The following is a 24991-nucleotide window of genomic DNA, read 5'->3' on the forward strand; positions in this document are numbered from 1 at the left end:
AAACATGAGCGACACCCCGAGCGACCCCACCTCGACGCTTGCAAAGAGCTTCGAACCCCAGACCATCGAAGCCCACTGGGGCCCTGAATGGGAAAAGCGCGCCTACGCCGCGCCCTCCTTCGACGCGAACCGCAAGGATTTCTCGATCCAGCTGCCGCCGCCGAACGTCACGGGCACCCTGCACATGGGCCACGCGTTCAACCAGACCATCATGGACGGCCTCACCCGCTATCACCGCATGCTCGGCGAGAACACGCTGTGGGTGCCGGGCACCGACCACGCGGGCATCGCGACGCAGATCGTCGTGGAACGGCAGCTCGACGCGCAGGGCGTGTCGCGCCATGACCTCGGCCGCGAGAAGTTCGTCGAACGCGTGTGGGAGTGGAAGCAGCAGTCCGGCTCCACCATCACGAATCAGGTGCGCCGTCTCGGCGCGTCGATCGACTGGTCGCGCGAATACTTCACGATGGACGACAAGATGTCGGCCGCCGTGCGCGACGTGTTCGTACGCCTGTATGAACAGGGTCTGATCTATCGCGGCAAACGCCTCGTGAACTGGGACCCGGTGCTGCTCACCGCCGTGTCCGACCTCGAAGTGGTCAGCGAGGAAGAAAACGGCCACCTGTGGCACATCCGCTATCCGTTGACCGACGGCTCCGGCCATCTGACCGTTGCCACCACGCGTCCGGAAACCATGCTCGGCGACACCGCCGTGATGGTGCACCCCGAAGACGAACGCTACGCGCATCTGATCGGCAAGACCGTCACGCTGCCGCTCTCGAACCGCGAAGTGCCCATCATCGCCGACGATTACGTCGACCGCGAGTTCGGCACCGGCGTCGTCAAGGTCACGCCCGCGCACGATTTCAACGACTACCAGGTCGGCCTGCGTCACAAGCTGCCGCAAATCGAAATCCTCACGCTCGACGCGAAGATCAACGACAACGCGCCCGAAAAATATCGCGGCCTCGACCGTTTCGCAGCGCGCGCGCTCGTGATCGAGGATCTCGAGACGCTCGGCGCGCTCGAATCGGTCAAGCCGCACAAGCTGATGGTGCCGCGCGGCGACCGCACCGGCGTCGTGATCGAGCCGATGCTCACCGACCAGTGGTTCGTCGCAATGAGCAAGCCGGCGCCCGAAGGCACGTTCAATCCGGGCAAGTCGATCGCCGAAACCGCGCTCGACGTGGTCCGCAACGGCCAGATCAAATTCGTGCCGGAAAACTGGACCACCACGTATTACCAGTGGCTCGAAAACATCCAGGACTGGTGCATCTCGCGTCAGCTGTGGTGGGGTCATCAGATTCCGGCGTGGTACGGCGAGAATGGCGAAGTGTTCGTCGCGAAGACCGAGGAAGAAGCGCGCGCGAAGGCCGCCGCGGCCGGCTACACGGGTGCGCTCGAGCGCGACGAAGACGTGCTCGACACGTGGTTCTCGTCCGCTCTGGTGCCGTTCTCGTCGCTCGGTTGGCCGAACGAAACGGAAGAACTCAAGCACTTCATGCCGTCGTCGGTGCTCGTCACCGGCTTCGACATCATCTTCTTCTGGGTCGCGCGCATGGTCATGATGACCACGCACTTCACCGGCAAGGTGCCGTTTGAAACGGTCTACGTGCACGGGCTCGTGCGCGATGCCGAAGGCCAGAAGATGTCGAAGAGCAAGGGCAATACGCTCGACCCGATCGATATCGTCGATGGCATCGGCCTCGACGCGCTCGTCGCGAAGCGCACCACGGGCCTGATGAACCCGAAGCAGGCCGCGTCGATCGAAAAGAAGACCCGCAAGGAGTTTCCGGAAGGCATTCCGGCCTTCGGCACCGACGCGCTGCGCTTCACGATGGCGTCGATGGCCACGCTCGGCCGCAACGTGAACTTCGACCTCGCGCGCTGCGAGGGCTATCGCAACTTCTGCAACAAGCTTTGGAACGCCACGCGCTTCGTGCTGATGAACTGCGAAGGCCACGACTGCGGTTTCGGCCAGGCGGCGCAATGTGGCGAATGCGGGCCAGAAGGCCATCTGCATTTCTCGCAGGCCGACCGCTGGATCGTGTCGCAACTGCAACGCGTGGAAGCGGAGGTCGCCAAGGGTTTTTCAGACTATCGTTTTGACAATGTGGCCAACGCCCTATACAAGTTCGTATGGGACGAATATTGTGACTGGTACCTCGAGCTCGCCAAAGTGCAGATCCAGACGGGTCAGCCGAACCAGCAGCGCGCAACCCGCCGCACGCTGCTGCGTGTGCTCGAGACGGTATTGCGCCTCGCGCATCCGGTGATCCCGTACATCACCGAAGCGCTGTGGCAGAAGGTGGCGCCGCTCGCGGGACGCTACCCCGAAGGCAAGGCCGACGGTGAAGCGTCCATCATGGTGCAGCCGTACCCGATCGCGGAGCCGTCGAAGCTCGACGAAGACGCCGAGCAGTGGGCGGCCGGCCTCAAGGCGGTGATCGACGCGTGCCGGAACCTGCGCGGCGAGATGAACCTGTCGCCGGCGGTCAAGGTGCCGTTGCTCGCCACCGGCAACGCGGAGCGCCTGCGCACTTTCGCGCCTTACGCTCAGGCACTGGCGCGTCTGTCCGAAGTGCAGATCATCGCCGACGAGGCCGCGCTCGACGCCCAGGCGGATGGCGCGCCGATTGCTATCGTAGGAACCGACAAGCTCGTGCTTAAGGTCGAGATCGACGTGGCGGTTGAACGCGAACGCCTGTCGAAAGAGATCGCACGATTGAGTGCTGAAATCGTCAAATGCAACGGTAAGCTACAGAATCAGGCATTCGTTGCAAAGGCGCCGGCGGCGGTCGTGGAACAGGAACAGAAACGGCTTGCTGATTTCGAAGCCACCGTGGGCAAGCTGCAAGCCCAGCTGGCCCGCTTGCCGGCCTGATCGACGCGCGCCTCGCCCGCTTGCCTCCGCGGCGGGCGGGCCGGGACTTAAACCAGAGGACTCAGGGTATTCACATGCTAAAAGTTACGAAGGCGGTTTTTCCGGTCGCGGGTCTTGGCACCCGCTTCCTCCCCGCCACGAAGGCTAGCCCGAAAGAGATGCTGCCGATCGTCGACAAGCCGCTGATTCAGTACGCGGTCGAAGAAGCCATGGCGGCCGGCATCACCGAAATGATCTTCGTCACGGGCCGCAGCAAGCGCGCGATCGAAGACCATTTCGACAAGTCCTACGAGATCGAGGCCGAGCTCGAAGCGCGCGGCAAAGACAAGCTGCTCGAACTCGTGCGCAGCATCAAGCCGAGCCATGTGGACTGCTTCTACGTGCGTCAGGCCGAGGCGCTGGGCCTCGGTCACGCGGTGCTGTGCGCGGAGAAGCTGGTCGGCGATAACCCGTTCGCCGTGATTCTCGCGGACGACCTGCTGTACGGCACGCCGCCCGTGATGACGCAGATGATCGAGGTGTTCGATCACTATCACAGCTCGGTGATCGGCGTTGAAGAGATCCCGCCGCAGGACACGAAGTCGTACGGCATCGTCGATGGCAAGGAATGGGAAGACTCGATCATCAAGATGTCGGGCATCGTCGAAAAGCCGGAGCCGAGCGTGGCGCCGTCGAACCTCGGCGTGGTGGGCCGCTATGTGCTCAAGCCCCGCATCTTCGATCACCTGCGCGCGATCAAGCCGGGCGCGGGCGGTGAACTGCAACTGACGGACGCGATCCAGTCGCTGCTCGCCGACGAGCAGGTGCTCGCCTACAAATATCACGGCACGCGTTTCGACTGCGGCAGCAAGCTCGGTTACCTGAAGGCGACGGTCGAGTTCGCGCTGCGTCACCCGGAGGTGGCCGCCGATTTCGAAGAATATCTGCGCACGCGCTCGCCGGTTCTCGAAGGCTGAGGCCAGCCGCGAGGCTGAAACGAAGAAGGCGCTGTACCCCGGATAATGGGGACAGCGCCTTCTTTTTTACATCGGACGGACAGTTTTACCGGATGCCGCTCACCGGCGACGCATCAGGAACGTGAACACCTTGTCATGCGCCGAGCTTTCGATGATCTCGTTGCCGGTCTGCTTCGCGAACGCGGCGAAATCGCGCTGCGAGCCGGGATCGGTGGCGAGCACCTTGAGAATCTGGCCGCTTTCCATGTCGGAGAGCGCCTTTTTGGCGCGCAGGATGGGCAGCGGGCACGTGAGCCCGCGCGCATCGACTTCCTTGTGAATCTGAATTTGCATCGACGATGACCTTCGGGACGAGGCGTCGCTGACGACGCCGGACAGAGGGTCAAATTCTACAGCAGGCGCAGCGGCCGCGCCGGCTGCCCGACGCTACAGCGTCACCGCCTGGCCGCTTTGCAGCGACTCGCGCAGCGCGACGCCGATGCGCGTGGCTTCGAGGGCATCGGCCAGGGTCGCGCCGCGTGGCGCCGCGTCGCCGATTCCCGCCCCGTTTTGCACCGACGCGACGAACGCGCGCGCCTCGTGCAGAAACGCGTCCTCGAAACGGTCGAAGAAGTTCGGCGTGCATTCGTTACGAATGCCGCTCGCGTCGTAAATCTCGACGCGATTCGCGCGCGGATTGCGCCCGATCGTCAGCCCCCCCGCCGTGCCGATCACTTCGCTGTGCGTATCGTTGCCGTGCGCCTGCGTGCGCGACGCGTAGAACATCGCCAACTTGCCGCCCTCGAATTCGCAGATCGCGACGCCGTTGTCGACATCGCCGAATTCGCGCAAGCCCTCGTGCAGCGCGACCGTGCCCGCCGCGAACACCCGCGTCGCGCGCGGCTTGCCGAGCAGCCACCGGGCGACGTCGATGTCGTGCACCGTGCAGTCGAGAAAGATCCCGCCCGAGGTCGCCGCGAAGCGCACGAAAAAGCCGTCGTTGTCGTTTTGATCCGTCGTCTGGGAACGCACGAGGAACGGCCGGCCGATCTGCCCGGCGGCGACCTTCTCGAACGCGTCCCGATAGCTTGGATCGAAACGCCGCATGAAGCCGATCGTCGCGTGCAGATGCGCATAGCGCGCCGCCTCGGCCAGCACGCGTTCACATTCGGCGACATCGAGCGACAGCGGTTTCTCGCAGAACACATGCTTGCCGGCTCGCAACGCGTCGACGATCTGCTGCGCATGCAGCGACGACGGTGTGACGAGCCACACCGCGTCGACGTGCGGATCGGCGAGCAGGTCCGCGTAGTCGGCGTAGAGACGCGGCTCGGGAAGCGCATCGCGCGCCCATGCGAGTTCGTCTGCGAGCGGACTGCACGCGGCCGTCAGTGTCGCGCCCGGCACGCGATACGCGAGATTTTCCGCATGCCGCTTGCCGAGCCGCCCGAGGCCGACCACGCCGAGCCGCAAACGCTGTGTGGCGGGTTTCATCACGCGGCCTCGCCGAGTTTGACCGCGCGGCCCTCGCGCCAGGAACGCGTGGCGGCTTGCGCGAGTTCGAGCGCTTTGAGGCCATCGGCGACGGTCGTGCGCACCGGCTTGCGGTGCATGAGCGCATCGAAGAAATGGGCGATTTCGAGCGCGTACGCCGTGCGATAGCGTTCGAGAAAGAACGCCTCGGGCACGTCGGTCGATACCTGCGTCTTCGAGTACGCGGTGACCTCGGTCGGCCGCACGTTGCCCGCCTGCAGCATGCCGCCGCTGCCGAGCACTTCGAAGCGCTGGTCGTAGCCGTACGCGGCGCGCCGCGTGGTGTTGATCTGGCACAGGCGGCCACGTTTCGTGCGGATCGTAACCGCGGTCGAATCGATATCGCCCGCGTCGGCGATCGCGGGGTCGGTGAGGCAACTGCCGGTGGCGTGCAGCGTGTCGGCTTCGTCGTCGAGAATCCAGCGGAAGATGTCGAAGTCGTGAATCAGCATGTCCTTGAAGATGCCGCCCGAGTGCCGGATGTACTCGAGCGGCGGCGCGCCCGGGTCGCGGCTCGTGACGACCAGCATTTCCGGCGTGCCGATCTCGCCCGCGTCGATGCGCGCTTTCAATGCGGAAAACGTCGGATCGAACCGCCGCTGAAACCCGATCATGCACACGACGCCCGCGCGCTCCACCGCCTGCGCGCACAACCGCGCGCGCTCCAGGGTGAGATCGACCGGCTTCTCGCAGAACACGTGCTTCCCCTGCGCGGCCGATTTGACGATCAGGTCAGCGTGGGTGTCGGTGCTGGAGCAGATCACGGTCGCGCCGATCGACGCGTCGCCGATCGCACCGTCGACATCGGCGACCTGTGCGCCGTGCTGCGCGGCCAACGCGGCCGCCGCCTCGCGATTCACGTCGACCACGTATTTGAGCCGCACGCCCGGTTGCCGCGCGAGATTCGCCGCATGGATCTTGCCGATGCGCCCCGCGCCGAATACCGCGACGTCGATCGTGCTAACCGCTTCAGTCATCGTAGCCTCCCGTGTTGTTCGATTCTTCAACGTTCAGTTCGAGCTTGTACGCGAGCGCGATGAAGAGCGCCTGGCACAGGCAGATCGTGCTGGTCAGCGAGCGGAACGCGAACGCGCTGCCCTCTTTCACGTAAAGCTGCGTGCTCGCGTAGCGCGCGAGCGGCGAAAGTTGGCTATCCGTAATGACGAGCGTCTTCGCCTGGTGATGATGCGCGACGCGCAGACAGTACTGCGTCTCCTTGCCGTACGGCGCGAAGCTGATGGCGATCACCACGTCGCCCTTCCTCACGCTGCGGATTTGCTCGCGATACATGCCGCCGAAACCGGACACGAGGTGCACGCGCTTGTGCGTATGCTGCAACGCGTAGACGATGTAGCTCGCGACCGGAAACGAGCGCCGCACGCCGACCACGTAGATGTTGTCGGCCTGCTGCAGCATCTTCACGGCAGCGTCGAACTGCCTGTCGTCGAGTGCCGCTTCGAGCTCTTCGAGGCCGCCGCGTGACGCGGCGATGAACTCGCGCGCGACCGCGCCGCCCGACAAGGTGCCGGGCTTCTCGTCGATCAGCTTGCGAATGCGCTGCTGATAGCTCGGCGACGACACGCCCTGCCCCGTATACGCCTGACGAAACACCGCCTGCAGGTCGGAGAAGCCGGAAAAGCCGAAGCGCTGCGCGAAGCGCACGACCGCCGACGGATGCACGCCGCAGCTCGCGGCGATATCGCTCGTGCGATCCATCATCACGCTCGACCGATGCTGCTCGATATAGGTCGCGACGCTTTTCAACTGCCGCGGCAGCGACTCGTAGTTCTCTGCGATGCGCTGCATCAATTCGTCGACGCTCGGCAACGCTTCTTCTGTGATCTGTTCCGCCATGACTGCCCCTCGGGAGTTCCTGCGATGCGGCAGACGCGCCCGCGGGCCGCGGCATCACGCATCCGACGTTGCGGATTATAGGCAGCCGTCGCGCCAAATGGAATGTATTTTCCATTTTTATTTGCCGTGAAATTTTCTTTGCAAGACGGCTGAAGTTGACCTACTCTTGGTCGTGAGCGATGGCGCTTCGGCCTCGTTGTATGGCTCGTCGGAATCGAAAGCCGCCCGCCAGGCGCTCCCTCAACAACGAACGACAGACCGAGAAAGGTGGAGACAATGAGACTTTGCAGAGGCAAGGCAACGCTCAGGATTCTGGTGACGGCGTTGACGTTGGCGGCAGGATTCGGCGCGGCCTCGGCCGCCCGCGCGGCGGACGCTCACTTCGTGCTGATCAGCCACGCGCCGGATTCGGACTCGTGGTGGAACACGATCAAGAACGCGATCAAGCAGGCGGACGAGGACTTCAATGTCCAGACCGACTATCGCAATCCGCCGAACGGCGACATCGCCGACATGGCGCGCCTGATCGAGCAGGCAGCCGCGCGCAACTACGACGGCGTAATCGTATCGATCGCCGACTTCGACGTGCTGAAGAGTTCGATCGCGAAGGTCACCGAGAAACACATTCCGCTCGTCACGATCAATTCGGGCACCGAGGAGCAAAGCGCGAAGCTCGGCGCCATCATGCACGTCGGCCAGCCCGAGTTCGCGGCCGGCAAGGCCGCGGGAGAAAAGGCCAAGGCTGCCGGCATCAAGTCGTTCCTGTGCGTGAACCACTACGCGACGAACCCCGCTTCGTTCGAACGCTGCCGCGGTTTCGCCGAAGCGATCGGCGCCGACTTCAAGACCTCGACGCTCGACGCGGGCCAGGACCCGACCGGCGTGCAGTCGAAGGTCAGCGCGTTCCTGCGCAATCATCCCGATACCCAGGCGGTGCTCACGCTCGGTCCGCTGTCGGCCGATCCGACCTTGAAGGCGCTGCAGCAGATGGGCCTCGCGGGCAAGATCTGGTTCGCGACGTTCGACTTCGACAGCGACATCGCGAAGGGCATCCAGGACGGCACCATTCAGTTCGCGATCGATCAGCAACCGTACTTGCAGGGGTATATCCCGGTCGCCGTGCTCGCGATCGTGAAGAAGAACCACACCACCGATCCCGTGAAGATCCGCGAGATCCTGCAGGCGAATCCGAAGTTCAAGGAACGTCTCGCGACCTATGGGCTCACGCCGTCGTACGGGCCGCGCAATATCGGCTCAGGCCCGGGCTTCATCACGAAGGCCAATGTCGACAAGGTGCTGAAGTACGCGGGTCAGTACCGCTGAACGCACGTCATCGCCTCGCGTGAGCAGGGCCGCCGCGCTGGCCGCAGCCCTGCGTCGCCCCGCCGGTCGCGGGCGTATCAAGGAGAGTTTCAATGGGTGTCGCCGACCTTTTTCATCCCCATCACCGCAAGCAACCGCCGCCCGATCCGCAGGACCCGGCGCCGTCCGGTTCGGCATCCGTCTCGCAGCCGGTTGCGGCCGACGAACGCGTGCGCCAGGAATCCTGGTTCCGTCATCTGCTCGGCCGTCCTGAATTCGCGGCGCTCGCGGGCACCGTCATGGTGTTCATCGTGTTCGGCGTGGCGGCCGGCAACTCGGGGATGTTCAACCTCGACGGCGTGATGAACTGGTCGCAGGTCGCCGCCTATCTGGGCCTGATTTCGGTCGGCGCGTGCCTGCTGATGATCGCCGGCGAGTTCGATCTGTCGATCGGCTCGATGATCGGTTTTGCGGGCATGATGGTCGCGTTGCCGACCATGTACTTTCACTGGCCGATCTGGCTCGCGATCCTGTTCGCGTTCGCCGGCTCGATGCTGCTCGGCGCGCTCAACGGCTATCTGGTGATGCGCACGCGCCTGCCCTCGTTCATCGTCACGCTCGCGTTCCTGTTCATTCTGCGCGGCCTCACGCTCGCGCTATCGGTGATGTTCGCCGATCGCACGATCATCTCCGGGGTCGGCGACGTCGCGCGTCAGGACTGGTTCGCGCACACGTTCTTCCAGGGCGTCGCGTTCAGAGGTCTTTTTGTGTGGCTGGGCCACCTCGGCCTCGTCAAGATGCTCGATAACGGCATGCCGCTCGTACCGGGCATTCCCAAGGTGCTGCTGTGGTGGCTCGTGCTGGCCGTGGTGTGTGCGTTCACGCTTGCGAAAACGCGCTTCGGCAACTGGATTTTCGCGGTCGGCGGCGACGCCAACGCGGCCAAGAACGTCGGCGTGCCGGTGCGTCGCGTGAAGATCTCGCTGTTCGTGCTGACCGCGTTCTGCTCGGCCCTGTATGCGGTGCTGCAGGTGTGCGACATCGGTTCGGCCGCGGCCGACCGCGGCTTGCAGGCGGAGTTCGAGGCGATCATCGCCGCGGTGATCGGCGGCACGCTGCTCACGGGCGGCTACGGCTCGGTGGTCGGCGCCTGCTTCGGCGCCCTGATCTTCGGCGTGGTGCAGATCGGCATCACGTACACCAACGTCGATTCCGACTGGTTCCGCGTGTTCCTCGGCGTGATGCTGCTGTTCGCCGTGCTGTTCAACCACTATGTGCGCGGCCGCGTCGCGGCATCGCGCTAGACGGAGGTTCACGATGAGCACCCCCGAACAGAACCCGGACGACATCATTCTGTCGCTCGAAAACGTCAGCCGTTATTTCGGCAACATCATCGCGCTGAACGACATCACGATGCGGCTCAAGCGCGGCGAAGTGCACTGCCTGCTCGGCGACAACGGCGCGGGCAAATCGACGCTGATCAAAACGCTGGCGGGCGTATATCAGCCGAGCAAGGGAACCTACCGGGTGGACGGCAAGCCGGTGCACTTCACGTCGCCGAAGGACGCGCTCGATCTGGGCATCGCGACCGTCTATCAGGATCTCGCATTGGTGCCGCTGCTGTCGGTCGCGCGCAATTTCTTCATGGGCCGCGAACCGCAGAAAAAACTCTACGGCTTCCTGAAAGTCATGGATCTCGAAACTTGCGCGAGTACCGCACGCGACAAGCTCGGCGAAATGGGCATCAACGTGCGCGATCCGCATCAGCCGATCGGCACGATGTCCGGCGGCGAACGGCAGTGTCTGGCGATCGCACGCGCAATCCACTTTGGCGCGCGCGTGCTGATTCTCGACGAGCCGACCGCCGCGCTCGGCGTCAAACAGAGCTTCAACGTCCTGAAGCTGATCCATAAAGCGCGCGCCAAGGGCATCTCGGTGATCTTCATCACGCACAACGTGCACCACGCGTATCCGATCGGCGATTCGTTCACGCTGCTCAATCGCGGCCGCTCGCTCGGCACGTTCACGAAACAGACCATCAGCAAGGACGAAGTGCTCGACATGATGGCCGGCGGCGCCGAGATGCAGAAGATGATCGGCGAACTCGAAGGCGCGACGATCTGACCGATTCGCGCGGCACGCGCGGCTTCGCCGCGTTTCGCCTGACCGGCCGCCGCGCACCGTTACTCAGGACTATTCATGGATCAATCCAGCACTTCCAGCGGCTCCCCAGGCAGCCGGTTCGCACCGGGCCGCAGCCGCGACATCGTGTGCCTCGGCCGGCTGGCCGTCGATCTGTACGCGCAGCAGGTCGGCGCGCGCCTCGAAGACGTGTCGAGCTTCGCGAAGTATCTCGGCGGATCGTCGGCGAACATCGCGTTCGGCTGCGCGCGGCTCGGGCTCGACGCGGCGATGCTCGCCCGCGTCGGCAACGATCACATGGGGCGCTTCCTGACCGAAACGCTCGCGAAGGAAGGCTGCGACGTGAGCCACGTGCGTATCGACCACGAACGGCTGACCGCGCTCGTGCTGCTCGGCCTGAAGGACCGCGACACGTTCCCGCTGATCTTCTACCGCGAGAACTGCGCGGACATGGCAGTCGACGAAGCCGATTTCGACGAGGCGTTCATCGCGTCGTCGAAAGCGCTGCTGATCACCGGCACGCACTTCTCGACCGCGCAGGTCAACCGCACGAGCCGGCGCGCGCTCGATTACGCGCGCCGCAACGCCGTGCGCACCGTGCTCGACATCGACTACCGGCCGGTGCTGTGGGGGCTCACAGGCAAAGCCGACGGCGAAACGCGTTTCGTGGCGAGCGAGGGCGTGAGCGCGCATTTGCAGCGGATTCTGCCGCTGTTCGATCTCGTGATCGGCACCGAGGAGGAGTTTCGCATCGCCGGCGGCACGACCGACCTCGTCGACGCGCTCGCGACGGTGCGCGCCGTAACGCCGGCCACGCTCGTGCTCAAGCGCGGGCCGCTCGGCTGTCAGATCATCGACGGCGCGGTGCCTGGCTCGCTCGATACGGTGCCGGTTCATGGCGGCGTCGAGGTCGAGGTGCTGAACGTACTCGGCGCGGGCGACGCCTTCGCTTCCGGCTTTCTGTCCGGCTGGCTGCGCGATCAGCCGCTCGACGCCTGCGCGCGCGCCGCGAACGCGAGCGGCGCGCTGGTCGTGTCGCGGCATGGCTGCGCCCCGGCCATGCCGACGCCCGCCGAACTCGACTACTTTCTGCGCGAAGCGCAGGCCGATCCGCAGCGCATGCGCCGCCCGGATCGCGACGCGACGCTCGCCAGACTGCATCGCGTGTCGCCGGCGCGCAAAACGTGGCACGAAGTGCTCGGCTTCGCGTTCGATCATCGCAACCCGTTCTTCGAGCTTGCGCAGCAGACCGGTGCCGGCGAAGCGCGTATTGCGCGTCTGAAGAACCTGTTCGTCGAAGCCGTCGCGCAGACCGAACGCGCGATGAACCTGCACGGACGCATCGGCGTACTGATCGACGACCGCTATGGTCAGGACGCGCTGAACGCCGCGACCGGCCGCGGCTGGTGGATCGGCCGCCCGGTCGAACTGCCCGGTTCCGTGCCGCTCGTGTTCGACCATGGCCGCTCGATCGGCACCACGCTGATTGCCTGGCCGCAGGAGCACGTCGTCAAATGCCTCGTGCAGTTTCATCCCGACGAGCCGATCGAGCAGCGGCTCGAACAGGAAGCGCAACTGCGCGCGCTGTACGACGCGACCCAGGCAAGCGGGCACGAACTGCTGCTCGAAGTGATTCCGCCGAAGCATGCGGCGCTGCCTCAGGGACCGGACATCGTGTATCGCGCGTTGAAGCGCCTCTACAACCTCGGCATCTACCCCGAGTGGTGGAAACTCGAACCGATGGACGCCGCGCAATGGCAGGCCATCGACGCGCTGATCGCCGAGCGCGATCCCTATTGCCGCGGCGTCGTGCTGCTCGGCTTGTCGGCCGCGGTCGAGCAGTTGAGCGAAGGCTTTCACGCGGCCGCGCAAGCGGCGACCTGTCGCGGCTTCACGGTCGGCCGCACGATCTTTTACGAGCCGAGCCATGCGTGGCTCGCCGGTGAAATCGGCGACGACGAATTGATCGCGCGCGTGCGCCGGACGTTCGAAACGCTGATCGCCGCGTGGCGCAGCGCGCGCGGCGAACCCGCGGCACACGGCACGCCTCATCACGTTCATCAGGGAGAGGCCGCATGACCGAGCGCATCATGCATGACGACACGCCATCCGCCAGCGGCGCGACCCCAACCCATGCGCCCGTGCACACCGCCGGCACGATTCGCCTGACGACGGCGCAGGCGCTCGTGCGCTACCTGGCCGCGCAACGCGTCGCGGGCGTTGACGGCCACGGCGACGAACCGCTGTTCGGCGGCGTGTTCGCGATCTTCGGGCACGGCAATGTCGCGGGCATCGGCGAGGCGCTGAATCAGCATCGCGACGCGCTGCCGACGCTGCGCGCGCACAACGAGCAGGCGATGGCGCACAGCGCGATCGCCTATGCGAAGGCGCACTTCCGGCGCCGCATGATGGCCGTGACGACATCGATCGGCCCGGGCGCGACAAACTTGCTGACCGCGGCCGCGCTCGCGCACGTGAACCGCCTGCCGGTGCTGCTGTTGCCCGGCGATATCTTCGTGTCGCGCGCCCCCGATCCGGTGCTGCAACAGGTCGAGGATTTCAACGACGGCGGCGTGTCCGCGAACGACGCGTTCAAGCCGCTGTCGCGCTACTTCGATCGCATCGTGCATCCGGCGCAATTGCTGAGCGCGTTGCCGCGCGCCATCCGCGTGCTGACCGATGCCGCGTTGTGCGGCCCCGTCACGCTCGCGTTGCCGCAGGACGTGCAGGCGCAGGCGTGGGATTTTCCGGCGGACTTCTTCGCACCGCGCGTCGTGCGCCCACATTCGCCCGCACCTCGTAGCGACGATATCGACGCCGCGTGCGCGCGCTTGCAGCACGCGAAGCGTCCGCTGATCGTCGCGGGCGGGGGCGTGCTGTACAGCCGCGCGGCCGATGCGCTGCACCGCTTCGCGAGCGCGCACGGCGTGCCGGTCGCCGAAACGCAGGCCGGTAAGAGCTCGCTTGCGTGGAACGATCCGCTCAATGCGGGCGCGCTCGGCGTGACCGGCTCGCCGGCCGCCAATGCGCTCGCGCATGATGCCGACTGCGTGCTCGCGCTCGGCACGCGCCTGCAGGACTTTACGACCGGCTCGAACACGCTGTTCACGCAAGCCGACGTGATCGCGATCAACGCGAATGGATTCGACGCGCTCAAGCATCGCGGCTTCGTCGTCGAGGCGGACGTGAAGCTCGCGCTCGACGCGCTCGCCGGTCCGCTGCAAGGCTGGCACGCGGAGCGCACGTGGAGCGCGCGCGCGCACAAGCTCGCGGCCAGTTGGCGCGACACCGTGCAAGCGCTCACGCATGCGCCGCAACGTGAATCGGTGCTGCCCTACGAGGGCGACGTGATCGGCGCGGTGCAGCGTTCGAGCGCGCACTCCCCGACCGACGACATCGTCGTCTGCGCGGCCGGCACGCTGCCCGCCGACCTGCACAAGCTGTGGCGCGCGGGACGGCCCGGCGCCTATCACGTCGAATACGGCTACTCGTGCATGGGCTACGAGATCGCGGGCGGCCTCGGCGTGAAGCTCGCGCGGCCCGAGCGCGAGGTCATCGTGATTCTCGGCGACGGCAGCTATCTGATGCTCAACAGCGAGATCGCCAGCTCGGTGATGCTCGGCGCGAAGCTCATCGTCGTCGTGCTCGACAATCGCGGCTTCGGCTGTATCAACCGGCTGCAACAGGCATGCGGCGGCGCGCCGTTCAACAATCTGCTCGACGATTGCGTGCACGCACCGGAGGGCGCGCCGCGCATCGATTTCGCCGCGCACGCTCGCGCGCTCGGCGCGCAAGCCGAGCACGCGGGCAATCTCGCCGAGCTCGAAGCGGCACTGCAACGCGCGCGCGCGGCGAGTCGCACGTACGTCATCAGCATCGACACCGACCCGGCTCGCACGACCGAGGACGGCGGCTGGTGGTGGGAAGTCGCGGTGCCCGAAGTGTCGGCGCGCCGCGAGGTGCGCGACGCCCGCGCGGAGTACGACGCGCAGCTCGCCGCGCGCGCGGCGCCGCCCGCGCCGCCCGCATCGTCCCAAAGCAACGATCACGAGTCGCAACCATGAGGACTCCAGCATGACTGCTTTCGATGTACGCATCGGTATCAACCCGCTCTCGTGGATGAACGACGACCTTCCGTCGCTCGGTGGCGAGACGCCGCTCGAAGTCGCGCTGACCGAAGGCAGGCGGATCGGCTATGAGGGCTTCGAACTCGGCAACAAGTTTCCTCGTGAGCCGAAGGCGCTGAAGACGCTGCTTGCGCAATACGGCCTCGCGCTCGTGTCCGGCTGGTACTCCGGAGAACTGGCCAAGCGCAGCGTCGCCGACGAAATCGACGCGGTCGGCCCCCATCTGGAGTTGCTCGCGCAGAACGGCGCGACCGTGATGGTGTATGGCGAAGTCGCCGATTCGACCCAGGGCGCGCCGCGCCCGTTGTATCAGCGGCCGCGTTTTTTCAGCGACGCGCAATGGGACGCGTACGCGGCACGCGTCGATGAATTCGCACGCTATACGCTCAGCCGCGGCGTTCGGCTCGCCTATCATCACCATATGGGCGCGTACGTCGAAACGCCGGCCGACGTCGATCAGTTGATGGCGCGCACGAGCGACGCCGTCGGCCTGCTGTTCGACGCCGGGCATATCACGTTTGCGGGCGGCGATCCGGTGGCGGTGCTCGACAAACACATCGCGCGCGTGTGCCACGTCCATTGCAAGGACGTGCGCCCTGCGGTGATGAAGCTCGCGCGCAATCGCAACTGGAGTTTTCTCGATGCGGTGCTCGCCGGTGCATTCACGGTGCCCGGCGACGGCGCGGTGAATTTTCCGGCGCTCATCGACCGTTTGAAGCGGCATGGTTATTGCGGCTGGCTGGTCGTCGAAGCGGAACAGGACCCGGTCGTCGCGCCGTCGTTCGAGTATGCGCAGAAGGGATATAGCACGTTGCGGGCGCTCGTCGATGCGCCGCTCGGCAAGGAGGCAGCATGAGTTTATTGGTGAAGGCCGAGCGCGAAGGCCAGACGATCGCGCGCGTCACGCCGTTGTCGGCCTGCTGGCGCTATGTGGGATTCGCCGCGTACCGGCTCGGCGTGAATGAGGTGGTGCATGTGTTCGAGCCGGCGCGCGAAGTTTGCATCGTCGTACTGAACGGCGCGGTCGATGTCGAAACGCCCGACACGACGTGGAGCTCGCTCGGTTCGCGCGACAGCGTGTTCGAAGATGCGGCGCCATACGCGGTGTATTTACCGCCCAACGTTCGCGCGACGGTGCGCGCGTGCCGTGACGCGGAGCTCGGCGTGGCAAGCGCGCCGGCCAAAGGCGAGTATCCCTCGCGGCTGATCGAGCCTGCTTCGATGAAGCGCTCGACGCGCGGCAAGTCGCTGAACACGCGCTACGTCTGCGATATTCTTCCGCAGACCGAGCCGGCGGAATCGCTGCTGGTGGTCGAAGTGAGAACGCCGGGCGGTCACGCGTCGAGCTATCCGCCGCACAAGCACGACACCGACAACATTCCGCACGAAAGCTCGCTCGAAGAAACCTATTACCACCGCCTCGATCCGCCGCAAGGCTTCGCCTTCCAGCGCGTGTACACCGACTCACGCGATATCGACGAATCGATGGCCGTCGAGGATCACGACGTGGTCATGGTGCCGCGCGGCTATCATCCCGTCGTCGTGCCCTATGGCTACGACTCGTATTATCTGAACGTGATGGCGGGCAGCCAGCGGGTCTGGCATTTCCGCAACGATCCTGCGCATGAATGGATCATCAACAAGGATGCCTGAGCGCGCGCGTCAGCCCACTCCGAGCCACTCGCGCATCACGTCATCACGCGACAGAAACGACGCCAGCGCGCCGTCGAACACGATCTCGCCATGCCCCATCACCGCGACGCGGCTCGCGATGTCCTGCGCAATCACGAGCCGCTGCTCGATCAACAGGATCGCGACCCCACGCTCGCGCAACGCGCGCAGACAATCGGCGACCTGCTCGATCACGAGGCTCGCGAGCCCTTCGCCGGGCTCGTCGATCAGCAGCAGATCGGGGTCTGTGAGCAACGCCCGTGCGAGCGCGAGCATTTGTTGCTCGCCGCCGGACAGGGCGCCGGCACGCGTGCGCTTGCGCTCGGCGAGCACGGGGAATAGCGCGTAGGCGTCGGCGAGCGTGAAGCGCGGCGCGCGGCCGCGCACGCGCGAGACGGTTGCTGGCCCAACGCCAAGCAGCAGGTTTTCGTGGACGCTCAGCCCGGTGAACACGTCGCGATGCTCGGCCACATAACCGAGACCGAGCCGCGCGATTTCGAATGTGCGCAGACCGGCGAGCGAGCAACCAGCGAAGCGCAGTTCGCCCTCGCAATGCACGAGGCCCATGATTGCGCGGGCGAGCGTCGAGCGGCCCGAGCCGTTGCGGCCGACGAGCGCGACCACTTCGCCGGGCCCGATGTCCAGCGTGACGCCGTGCAATGCCTGGCTCGCGCCATACCACGCGTTTAGGTTGCGGATCTCGAGCAGCGCGCTCATCGGCGGGCGTCCTTGCCGGCTTGATCGCCGGTCGGCGCGCCCGGGCTCCGGTCGAAGCGCTCACCCAGATACGCCGCGCGCACCGCCGCGTCCGCGCGAATCGCGGCCGGCGTCCCGCTCGCGATGATGCGCCCCTGCACCAGTACCGAAACGCGATCGGCGATTGCGAACACCGCGTCCATGTCGTGCTCGACCATCAGCAGCGTGCGGCCCGCGGTAATGTCGCGGATCAGCTCGATGGCGCGCGCCGCTTCCGCGCGGTTCATTCCCGCCGTCGGTTCGTCGAGCAGCAGCGTGTGCGCGCCGCTCGCGAGCGCGATGCCGAGATCGAGCGCACGCTGCTCCGCGTAGCTGAGCGTGCCGGCCGCGACGCCGCGGCGCGGGCCGAGGCCGACCGCGTCGAGCACTTCGGCGGCGCGCGCATCGACCGCGGCCGCGCCGGTCAGACGCTGCCACCAGCGCGTGCGATCGCGCTCGGCGAGTTGCGCCGCGCAGCGCAGGTTGTCGAACACGGACAGCCGCGCGAACACGCTCGTGCTCTGGAAGCTGCGCGCGAGGCCGCGGCGCGCGATCGCGGCCGGTGCGAGCCGCGTGATGTCCGCGCCGAACAGGCGAATGCGCCCCGCGTTCGGCCGCGCGCCGCCGCCGATCAGATTGAACAGGGTCGACTTGCCCGCGCCGTTCGGGCCGATCAGCGCGTGCCGCTCGCCCGGCTCGATCTCGAGATCGACACCGCGCAGGATCGGCGTCGGGCCGAAGCGCTTTTCGATGCCGTAGAGCGCGAGTGCGGGGATCATCGCGCGGCTCCGGTGGATCGTGCCGCGTGCGCGTGGGCAGTCACGCGGGCATGCGCGCGCAGCGCGCGGCGTGTGCTCAGCGCGGCCAGTGCCGCGAGCACGCCGAGCGCAAGCGCGAGAGTCAACGGCGCGACGGCGAGCGTCGATAGCCGCGGCGCGCCGGTGACATCCGTCGCGGCTGGTGCACCGGCGCCGAACCATGCGTACAACGCCGCGCCTTCGTGCGCGCCGAACTGCGCCGCATAGGCCCACTGCACCGCCAACACGATGGCCGCGAGCCACAGCATCGCCGCCGCGGCGCTCCACAGGTACGCGGCGCGGCAACCTCGCCAGCCGTAGGCCGCAATCCGCGCCGTCTGCCGTGCGGCGAAGCCCGCGAGCCCGTCCGGAGCCGCCATCACGACGACGACGAAGAACAGCCCCAGATAGAACAGCCACGCCCGTGTGACGCTCGCGACCAGCACGCTGAAAAACGTCAGCACGATCGCGCCCGCGACCGGTCCGAAAAACGCCGCCGTGCCGCCGGTCACGGTCGCGATCAGCACAGCACCGGAGCGCATCATGCCGACGCTCTCGGTCGACACGAGCTCGAGATTGATCAGCCCCAAGGTGCCCGCGATGCCGGCGAAAAACGCCGACAGCACGACCACGCCATAGCGGATCCGCCGCGGATAGCAGCCGATCGCCGCCGCGCGCGCCGGGTTGTCGCGCACCGCGTTCGCGAGCCGTATGAACGGCGTGCGCGACAGCGCGAACATCGCGACACTCGCAACGACACACCACAGCGCGATCAGTGCATAGGCCTCGCGCGCCGGGCCGAAGCTCCAGCCGGCGAGGGGCGGGCCGCTCGCGCGATCGATCGCGACGCCCGCCTCGCCGCCGAACCAGCCCGGCAGCGTCCACGCGGCCGCGACGACGAGCTCGCCGAGACCGAGCGTGATCATCGCGAACGCGGTACCGGCGCGGCGTGTCGCGATGAAGCCGAACAACACGCCGCACAGGGCCCCGCCGATGCCACCCGCGAACGGCAGCAGCACGAGCGGCATGCCGCCCGCGTTGAACACGCGCGCGGCGATCAGCGCGCCGAGCCCCGCATACGCGGCATGCCCGAACGACAGCAACCCGGTCTCGCCGAGCAGCAGGTTGTACGACAGCGCGAACACGATCATCGTCGCGCTCTGCGCGAGGTAGGCGAGCAGCCAGCTATGCGGCCAGATGAAAGGCGGCACGGCGAGAAAGGCGATAAGCGCGAGCCACGGCGCGAGCGCGCGCCCGGGCCTGCGAGGCGGCGCCCCGTTTTCCGCCAGGATCGGCGACCCGCCCTGCTTACGCATGATCGTCGCGCCGTCCGAACAGCCCGCGCGGCCTCACCGCCAGCACCGCGACGAGCAGCAGGTACGGCAGCAGCGGCGCGAGTTGCGCGAGCGTCAGCGCGTCCCATTCGGGCGGCAGCACCGTGCCCGCGAGAGACACCAGGTCGCCCAACGACACGTTACTCGCGACCGCCAGCGTCTCTACGCACCCGACTAGCAGCGATGCCACGAGCGCCCCGCTCAGCGAACCGAGCCCGCCGATCACGACGACCACGAACACGATCGAGCCGAGCGACTCCGCCATCGCCGGCTCGATCACGAAGAGCGGCGCGCCGATCACGCCCGCGAGCGCGGCGAGCGCGGTGCCGGCCGCGAACACGCCGGTGAACACGCGCGGCACATTGTGGCCGAGCGCTTCGACGGCCTGAGGATGGGTGAGCGCGGCACGCACGATCAACCCCGTCTTCGACACGCGCAGCATCGCGGCGAGCGCCGCGAGCATGGCAAGCGACACCGCCATCATGAACGCGCGATAGCGCGTAAAAACCGCGCCGTACAGCGAGAACAGCGGACCGTCGAGCACGGCCGGAATGCTTGCCGACAGCGGGCTGAGCCCCCAGCCGAGCTTGACGAGTTCACCGAGCAGATAGGCGGCACCAAAGGTCAGCAGCAGCTCGGGCAGATGGCCGTGCCCGCGCACGCGCCGCAACAGCCAGCGCTCGAGCGCCGCGCCGATCAGGCCGACGACGAGCGGCGCGACCACCAGCGCGCTCCAGAAGCCGCCGCGCGCCGCCACCGAAAAGCCGACGTACGCGCCGAGCATGTAGAAGCTCGCATGCGCGAAGTTGAGCACGCCGAGCATGCTGAAGATCAGCGTGAGCCCGGCCGACAGCATGAACAGCAACAGCCCGTAGCTCAGGCCGTTGAGCACAGTGACGATGAACGACTGCACGCGTCTAGTCCGCCTGACCGGCGACGCGCAGCGGTTCGAGCGCCGCGCGCAGTTCGGCGGGCAGAGGCACCGGACGACGCGTCGCACGGTCCACGTAGACGTGCACGAAATGCCCCTGCGCGGCGGGCTCGGCCTCGCCGTCGCGGAACAGCCCCACCTCGTAGCGCACACTCGTCGTGCCGAGCCGCGCGATCCGCAAGCCCGCGTCGATGCGATCGGGAAACACGAGCGGCGCGAAGTAATTGCACTGCGTCTCGACGACGAGCCCGATCGTCGCGCCGTGCTCGACATCGAGCACGCCCGCGCGGATCAGATAGTCGTTCACGACGGTGTCGAAATAGCTGTAGTAGACGACGTTGTTGACGTGGCCGTAGACGTCGTTGTCCATCCAGCGCGTGGTGATCGGCAGGAAATGCGGATACGCTGCGCGGCCGGCGGGGGCGGGTTTGTTCATCGGATTTGGTGATGGCGTCACAGCGACTCGGTCAACATGCGGCGATAGTCGTCGGCACTCGCCTCGCGCGGATTCGTGCGGTGGCAATGATCGAGCAGCGCGCCCTGCACGACCTTGTCGAACATGCTTTCGTCGACACCCATCTGCCTCAAGCCGGTCGGCAGACCAAGGCGCGCCGTCATGTCGAACAGCGCCTGCGCGAGATCCGCATGCTCGGGCACCCCCATCACGCGACGCATGCGCGCATAGCGCCGCTCGGCCACCACGCTCGGCGCGCGCTCGTTGAAGCGCAGCACCGCGGGCAGCACCACCGCGTTCAGCGTGCCGTGATGCAGCGAGGTGCGGCCGTTCACCTTCAGGGCGCCCAGCGGGTGCGAAAGCGAGTGCACACAGCCGAGGCCCTTCTGGAACGCCATCGCGCCCTGCATCGACGCGCTCATCATGTTCAGGCGCGCCTCGCGATCGTTGCCGTCCGCGCACGCGCGCTCGATGCTCGCCCAGGCGCGTTCGAGTCCGTCGAGCGCGATACCGTCGGCGGGCGGATTGAAGGCCGGCGCGAGGAAAGTCTCGATGCAGTGCGCGATCGCGTCCATGCCCGTCGCGGCGGTCAGACCAGGCGGCAGGCCGAGCGTGAGGCCGGGATCGCACAGCGCCGATTTCGGCAGCAGATGCCACGAGTGAAAACCGAGCTTGCGGCTGTCGTTGAGGATCACGATCGCGCCGCGCGCGACTTCGCTGCCGGTGCCGGCCGTGGTCGGGATCGCGATCAGCGGCGCGACGGCGTCGGTGATCTTCGCGCTGCCGCCTTCGATCGTCGCATACTGCGTGAGCGGCCCCGGATGCGTGGCCGCGATCGCGACGCCCTTGGCGAGATCGATCGACGAACCGCCGCCCACCGCGATCAGCCCGTCGCAATGCTGGTCGCGATACACCTGGGCCGCCGCGAGCACCATTGCCTCGGTCGGGTTCGACGGCGTATCGTCGAAGAGCGGCACGTCGCCGAGCTCGAGCGCGTCGAGCGCCTGCTGCGCGATGCCGGCCGCGACGACGCCCTTGTCGCTGATCACCAGCGGCCGCCTGATGCCAATGCGCGCGCATTCGGACGACAGTTGCGACAGTGCTTCATAGCCCAGATGAATGTGGGTCAGGTAGTAGATGTAGGCCATGCCGTTGCTTCTCCCTGAGTTAGCCGTGTGCTGGTTTGAGTTGCGGCTCGCTGGGCGCAGCGCTTCACTGCCCCGGCCGCTCGACGAATTCGAACGGCAAGCCGCGCCGCCGCATCCATTCGCCGAGCGCCTGGCCGGTCCCTGCGCGCCACGGCCGCAGCTTGGCGGGCTCGACGAGCCGGTATTCGAGCAGTTCGGGCGACAGCGCGATCGTCCCATGCGCCTTCACGTGATACGCGATGATCAGCTCGTTCTTGCGGATGAATTCATACACGCCGATCAGCTCGACCGACTCCGTGTGCAGCGACGTCTCTTCGAGCACTTCGCGCGCGATGCCCTGTTCCGGCGTCTCGCCGCTTTCGAGAAACCCGGTGATCAGCGCGAACATGCCCTCGGGCCAGGCCGCATTGCGGGCGAGCAGAATCCTGCCCTCGTACTCGACGATCGCGGCGACGACGGGCAGCGGATTATTCCAATGAACGTAGCCGCAGCCGCTATCGGGACAGCTCTGACGCACGCGGCCGCCCTCGTGCCGAGGGTCGATGCGCTCGGTCAGGGGCTTCGCGCAGCGGGGACAGAATCGGTACTCGGTCATGGCGGGGAACGTCTCTTTCGTCTCTTTAGTTCGTTTATGTCGTTGCCGTTCACGCGGCGCACAGCTCGCGCACGTCGGCGGCGAAACGCTCGACCGTGTCGGGCTGCGTGTCCCACGCGCACATCAGCCGGCAACCGCCCGCGCCGATGAACTCGTAGAACCTCCAGCCGCGCGCGCGCATCGCCTTCGCCGCACGCGGCGGCAATTGCACGAACACCGCGTTCGATTCGCCCGGAAACATGATGCTCACGCCGGGGATTTCCTGCAACCGCGTCTCCAGGAGACGCGCCATCGCGTTCGCGTGACGCGCATTGCGCAACCACACGTCGTTGTCGAGCAGGCCGAGCCACGGCGCGGAAATGAAGCGCATCTTCGATGCAAGCTGCCCCGCCTGCTTGAGGCGATAGGCGAAATCGTCGGCGAGCGCGCGGTCGAAGAACACCACCGCCTCGCCGACCGGCAGGCCGTTCTTCGTGCCGCCGAAGCACAGCACATCAACGCCCGCGCGCCATGTGATTTCCGATGGATGGACGTCGAGCGCGGCGACCGCGTTCGCAAAGCGCGCGCCGTCCATGTGCACCTTCAGATGACGACGCTTCGCGATCGCCGCGATCGCGCGCACTTCCTCCACGCTGTAGACGGTGCCGACCTCGGTCGACTGCGTCAGCGTCACCACCTTCGGCTTCGGATAGTGGATATCGGCGCGCCGCGTGACGATCGCCTCGATCGCATCGGGCGTGAGCTTGCCGCCGACGCCCGGCGCCGTCAGCAGCTTGGAGCCGTTCGAGAAGAATTCGGGACCGCCGCATTCGTCGGTCTCGATGTGGGCGAGTTCATGGCAGATCACCGAGTGATACGACTGGCATAGCGACGCGAGCGCGAGCGAATTGGCCGCCGTGCCGTTGAACACGAAGAACACTTCGCAATCGGTCTGGAACAGGTCGCGCAGACGGTCGCAAACCTGGTTGGTCCACGAGTCGTCGCCATAGGCCGGCTCGTGGCCGCTGTTGTTGGCGGCGATCAGCGCGTCGAGCGCTTCGGGACAGATGCCGGCGTAGTTGTCGGACGCGAAATGCTGCATGGTCGAGCGACGCACCCGGCGACAGGCGCATGGGAATGACGGAAAGCGGTCATTTTAGTGCGCTCGTGAGAGATTTGTTTTTGGGTGCTAGCTGCAGCCGCAATCCGGCATGCGGCCCCGTGCCCGGCCAAGCGGCATCCGCGTCACCGCGGTCAGGCCCGCCGCCCCGGCCAGCAGCGCGCCCGCTGCCAGCCACAGCGCCGGCGAAAACGAACCGGTGTGCGCCGCAATCGGCGCGGCCACCAGCGGACCGGCGATCTGACCGATGCCGTAGGCTGCCGTCGCATAACCCATCAGTCCGGCCGCGTCGTCGCCGCGCAGACGCCGCGCCTCGCGCATCGCGAACAATGTGATCGCGGTAAATGGCAGGCCGATCAGGATGCTGCCGAGCGAAAAACCACCCGCCGTCGGCCACACGATGCCCAGCGCGATGCCGAGTGCCTGCAGCACATACGCGCCCGCGAGCAGCGCGCGGTTGTCCCAATGCACGGGCAATCGCGCGGCGAGCAACGCGCCGGCGATCAGCGCCGCGCCGAACATCGGCCAGAACAGGTCCGGCCACGCCGAGCCCGGCAACGCGTGTCGCGCGATGACCGGCAGGAACGTCGCCGTGATGATGTAGCCGAAGCCTGGGATGCCGTAGAGCAGGATCAGCCAGAAGGCGTCGGCGCGGTGTGTGACGGGGGTAGTACGAATCCCGGCCGGACTGGGCGGCTGGCCTGCGCCGATGCGCGAACCATTGGCAGCTTTTGCGAGGGCTGCGCTTGCGACAGCGGCGCTCGCCGCACTCGAACGCGGCGCATCGCCAAACACTGGCCATATCCACGCCGACAGCACGGCGCCGATCACCGCAAAGCCGATCCAACCCGCCACCGCGCCATAACCGCTCGCGACGCTGACCAGCAGGCCGGTTGCGACGATGCCCACGCCGGGCCCGGTATAGATGACCCCGCTCCACGCATGCGCGCCAAGTTCGGCGAGCCGCCGCAAGCCCCACTGCGACGCGAACACGAAGGTCCATGCGCTCGCCGCGCCGGCGACGAAGCGCACCAGCGCCCACACCCAGAACTGGCTAGTGACGCCCATCGCGAGCGTCAGCAGCACCGTCGCGGCGAGCCCGGCGCGCACCATGCGCGCGGGATCGGCTCGCAGCGCCGCGCACGACACCGCGCCGGCGAAATAGCCGGCGTAATTGAACGACGCGAGCCAGCCGCCGTGCTGGATATCGATCTGCGGCTGGCCGAGCGCGGCGCCGTGCAGCATCAGCGGCAGCAGCGGCGTGAAAGCGAAACGTCCGATGCCGAGCGCGACGGCCAGCGTCACCATGCAGGCAAGCGCCGCGCGCCGGGCGGCGTGAGGTTCGTGGATGCGAGGGTGCGCGTGGGAGGCTAGGTCATTCATGATCGGACGCCCAAACGACGATGACATGAATCGATCGTAGCTTGACCTTTTCATCACGAAAAATGAA

The 24991-nt window shown here is 66.6% G+C and carries 22 protein-coding genes; 9 read left to right on the top strand and 13 right to left on the bottom strand.

The window, feature by feature from the left end:
• Positions 1–4 precede the first annotated feature (4 nt).
• Complete coding sequence (locus LJ655_RS25555; protein ID WP_230563968.1) at positions 5–2884, top strand: valine--tRNA ligase; 2880 nt, start codon at positions 5–7, stop codon at positions 2882–2884.
• Positions 2885–2958: 74 nt separating this feature from the next.
• Entirely contained in the window at positions 2959–3840 is an 882-nt protein-coding gene (gene galU, locus LJ655_RS25560; RefSeq protein ID WP_230563969.1) for a UTP--glucose-1-phosphate uridylyltransferase GalU, read from the top strand.
• 99 nt (positions 3841–3939) lie between these two features.
• Here the strand turns inward: galU and LJ655_RS25565 are convergent, their stop codons facing one another.
• The 4 genes from LJ655_RS25565 to LJ655_RS25580 form a co-directional block, all read right to left on the bottom strand.
• A complete protein-coding gene (locus LJ655_RS25565; RefSeq protein WP_230564005.1) occupies positions 3940–4167 on the bottom strand; it encodes a sulfurtransferase TusA family protein in 228 nt (75 codons plus the stop codon).
• A gap of 99 nt (positions 4168–4266) precedes the next feature.
• Positions 4267–5313 carry a Gfo/Idh/MocA family oxidoreductase gene (locus tag LJ655_RS25570; protein WP_230563970.1) on the bottom strand — a complete coding sequence of 349 codons (1047 nt, stop codon included), beginning with the start codon at positions 5311–5313 and terminating at the stop codon, positions 4267–4269.
• Positions 5313–6329 carry an inositol 2-dehydrogenase gene (gene iolG, locus LJ655_RS25575; RefSeq protein WP_230563971.1) on the bottom strand — a complete coding sequence of 339 codons (1017 nt, stop codon included), beginning with the start codon at positions 6327–6329 and terminating at the stop codon, positions 5313–5315. The genes LJ655_RS25570 and iolG overlap by 1 nt, the downstream gene beginning before the upstream one ends.
• Entirely contained in the window at positions 6322–7206 is an 885-nt protein-coding gene (locus LJ655_RS25580; protein ID WP_230563972.1) for a MurR/RpiR family transcriptional regulator, read from the bottom strand. Before LJ655_RS25580 ends, iolG begins: the two co-directional genes overlap by 8 nt.
• Positions 7207–7482: 276 nt before the next feature.
• Between LJ655_RS25580 and LJ655_RS25585 the strand changes: the two genes are divergently transcribed.
• The 7 genes from LJ655_RS25585 (at position 7483) to iolB (ending at position 16430) form a co-directional block, all read left to right on the top strand.
• Entirely contained in the window at positions 7483–8529 is a 1047-nt protein-coding gene (locus tag LJ655_RS25585) for a sugar ABC transporter substrate-binding protein (protein ID WP_230563973.1), read from the top strand.
• 92 nt (positions 8530–8621) lie between these two features.
• Complete coding sequence (locus LJ655_RS25590; protein WP_230563974.1) at positions 8622–9812, top strand: ABC transporter permease; 1191 nt, start codon at positions 8622–8624, stop codon at positions 9810–9812.
• A gap of 13 nt (positions 9813–9825) precedes the next feature.
• A complete protein-coding gene (locus tag LJ655_RS25595; protein ID WP_230563975.1) occupies positions 9826–10632 on the top strand; it encodes an ATP-binding cassette domain-containing protein in 807 nt (268 codons plus the stop codon).
• Between the two features lie 75 nt (positions 10633–10707).
• Positions 10708–12729: a bifunctional 5-dehydro-2-deoxygluconokinase/5-dehydro-2-deoxyphosphogluconate aldolase gene (locus LJ655_RS25600; protein ID WP_230563976.1), complete on the top strand. Its 2022-nt coding sequence runs from the start codon at positions 10708–10710 to the stop codon at positions 12727–12729.
• The gene (iolD, locus tag LJ655_RS25605; protein ID WP_230563977.1) at positions 12726–14714 is read left to right on the top strand and encodes a 3D-(3,5/4)-trihydroxycyclohexane-1,2-dione acylhydrolase (decyclizing); all 1989 of its coding nucleotides are present in this window, start codon (positions 12726–12728) and stop codon (positions 14712–14714) included. Before LJ655_RS25600 ends, iolD begins: the two co-directional genes overlap by 4 nt.
• Before the next feature lie 10 nt (positions 14715–14724).
• Positions 14725–15633, top strand: coding sequence for a myo-inosose-2 dehydratase (gene iolE, locus LJ655_RS25610; RefSeq protein WP_230563978.1), 909 nt, complete (start codon positions 14725–14727; stop codon positions 15631–15633).
• Positions 15630–16430, top strand: a complete 801-nt coding sequence (gene iolB, locus LJ655_RS25615; RefSeq protein WP_230563979.1) for a 5-deoxy-glucuronate isomerase — start codon at positions 15630–15632, stop codon at positions 16428–16430. The genes iolE and iolB overlap by 4 nt, the downstream gene beginning before the upstream one ends.
• A gap of 9 nt (positions 16431–16439) precedes the next feature.
• On the opposite strand, the gene LJ655_RS25620 is transcribed toward iolB, so the two are convergent.
• The 9 genes from LJ655_RS25620 to LJ655_RS25660 form a co-directional block, all read right to left on the bottom strand.
• Complete coding sequence (locus LJ655_RS25620) at positions 16440–17165, bottom strand: ABC transporter ATP-binding protein (protein ID WP_230563980.1); 726 nt, start codon at positions 17163–17165, stop codon at positions 16440–16442.
• The gene (locus tag LJ655_RS25625; RefSeq protein ID WP_230563981.1) at positions 17162–17962 is read right to left on the bottom strand and encodes an ABC transporter ATP-binding protein; all 801 of its coding nucleotides are present in this window, start codon (positions 17960–17962) and stop codon (positions 17162–17164) included. Before LJ655_RS25625 ends, LJ655_RS25620 begins: the two co-directional genes overlap by 4 nt.
• Entirely contained in the window at positions 17959–19296 is a 1338-nt protein-coding gene (locus LJ655_RS25630; protein WP_230563982.1) for a branched-chain amino acid ABC transporter permease, read from the bottom strand. Before LJ655_RS25630 ends, LJ655_RS25625 begins: the two co-directional genes overlap by 4 nt.
• Positions 19289–20227: a branched-chain amino acid ABC transporter permease gene (locus LJ655_RS25635; protein ID WP_230563983.1), complete on the bottom strand. Its 939-nt coding sequence runs from the start codon at positions 20225–20227 to the stop codon at positions 19289–19291. Before LJ655_RS25635 ends, LJ655_RS25630 begins: the two co-directional genes overlap by 8 nt.
• Positions 20228–20231: 4 nt before the next feature.
• On the bottom strand, positions 20232–20681 hold the full coding sequence (locus LJ655_RS25640; protein ID WP_230563984.1) for an acyl-CoA thioesterase: 450 nt from the start codon (positions 20679–20681) through the stop codon (positions 20232–20234).
• 17 nt (positions 20682–20698) lie between these two features.
• The gene (locus LJ655_RS25645) at positions 20699–21847 is read right to left on the bottom strand and encodes an iron-containing alcohol dehydrogenase (RefSeq protein WP_230563985.1); all 1149 of its coding nucleotides are present in this window, start codon (positions 21845–21847) and stop codon (positions 20699–20701) included.
• Positions 21848–21911: 64 nt separating this feature from the next.
• Positions 21912–22442 carry an NUDIX domain-containing protein gene (locus tag LJ655_RS25650; protein ID WP_230563986.1) on the bottom strand — a complete coding sequence of 177 codons (531 nt, stop codon included), beginning with the start codon at positions 22440–22442 and terminating at the stop codon, positions 21912–21914.
• 49 nt (positions 22443–22491) lie between these two features.
• Positions 22492–23523, bottom strand: coding sequence for a threonine aldolase family protein (locus LJ655_RS25655; protein ID WP_230563987.1), 1032 nt, complete (start codon positions 23521–23523; stop codon positions 22492–22494).
• Positions 23524–23610: 87 nt separating this feature from the next.
• Positions 23611–24924 carry a YbfB/YjiJ family MFS transporter gene (locus LJ655_RS25660; protein WP_230563988.1) on the bottom strand — a complete coding sequence of 438 codons (1314 nt, stop codon included), beginning with the start codon at positions 24922–24924 and terminating at the stop codon, positions 23611–23613.
• Positions 24925–24991: the final 67 nt, after the last annotated feature.

Origin of the sequence: Paraburkholderia translucens, from assembly GCF_020881035.1 — a bacterium.
In the GTDB taxonomy this organism is placed as follows: domain Bacteria; phylum Pseudomonadota; class Gammaproteobacteria; order Burkholderiales; family Burkholderiaceae; genus Paraburkholderia; species Paraburkholderia translucens.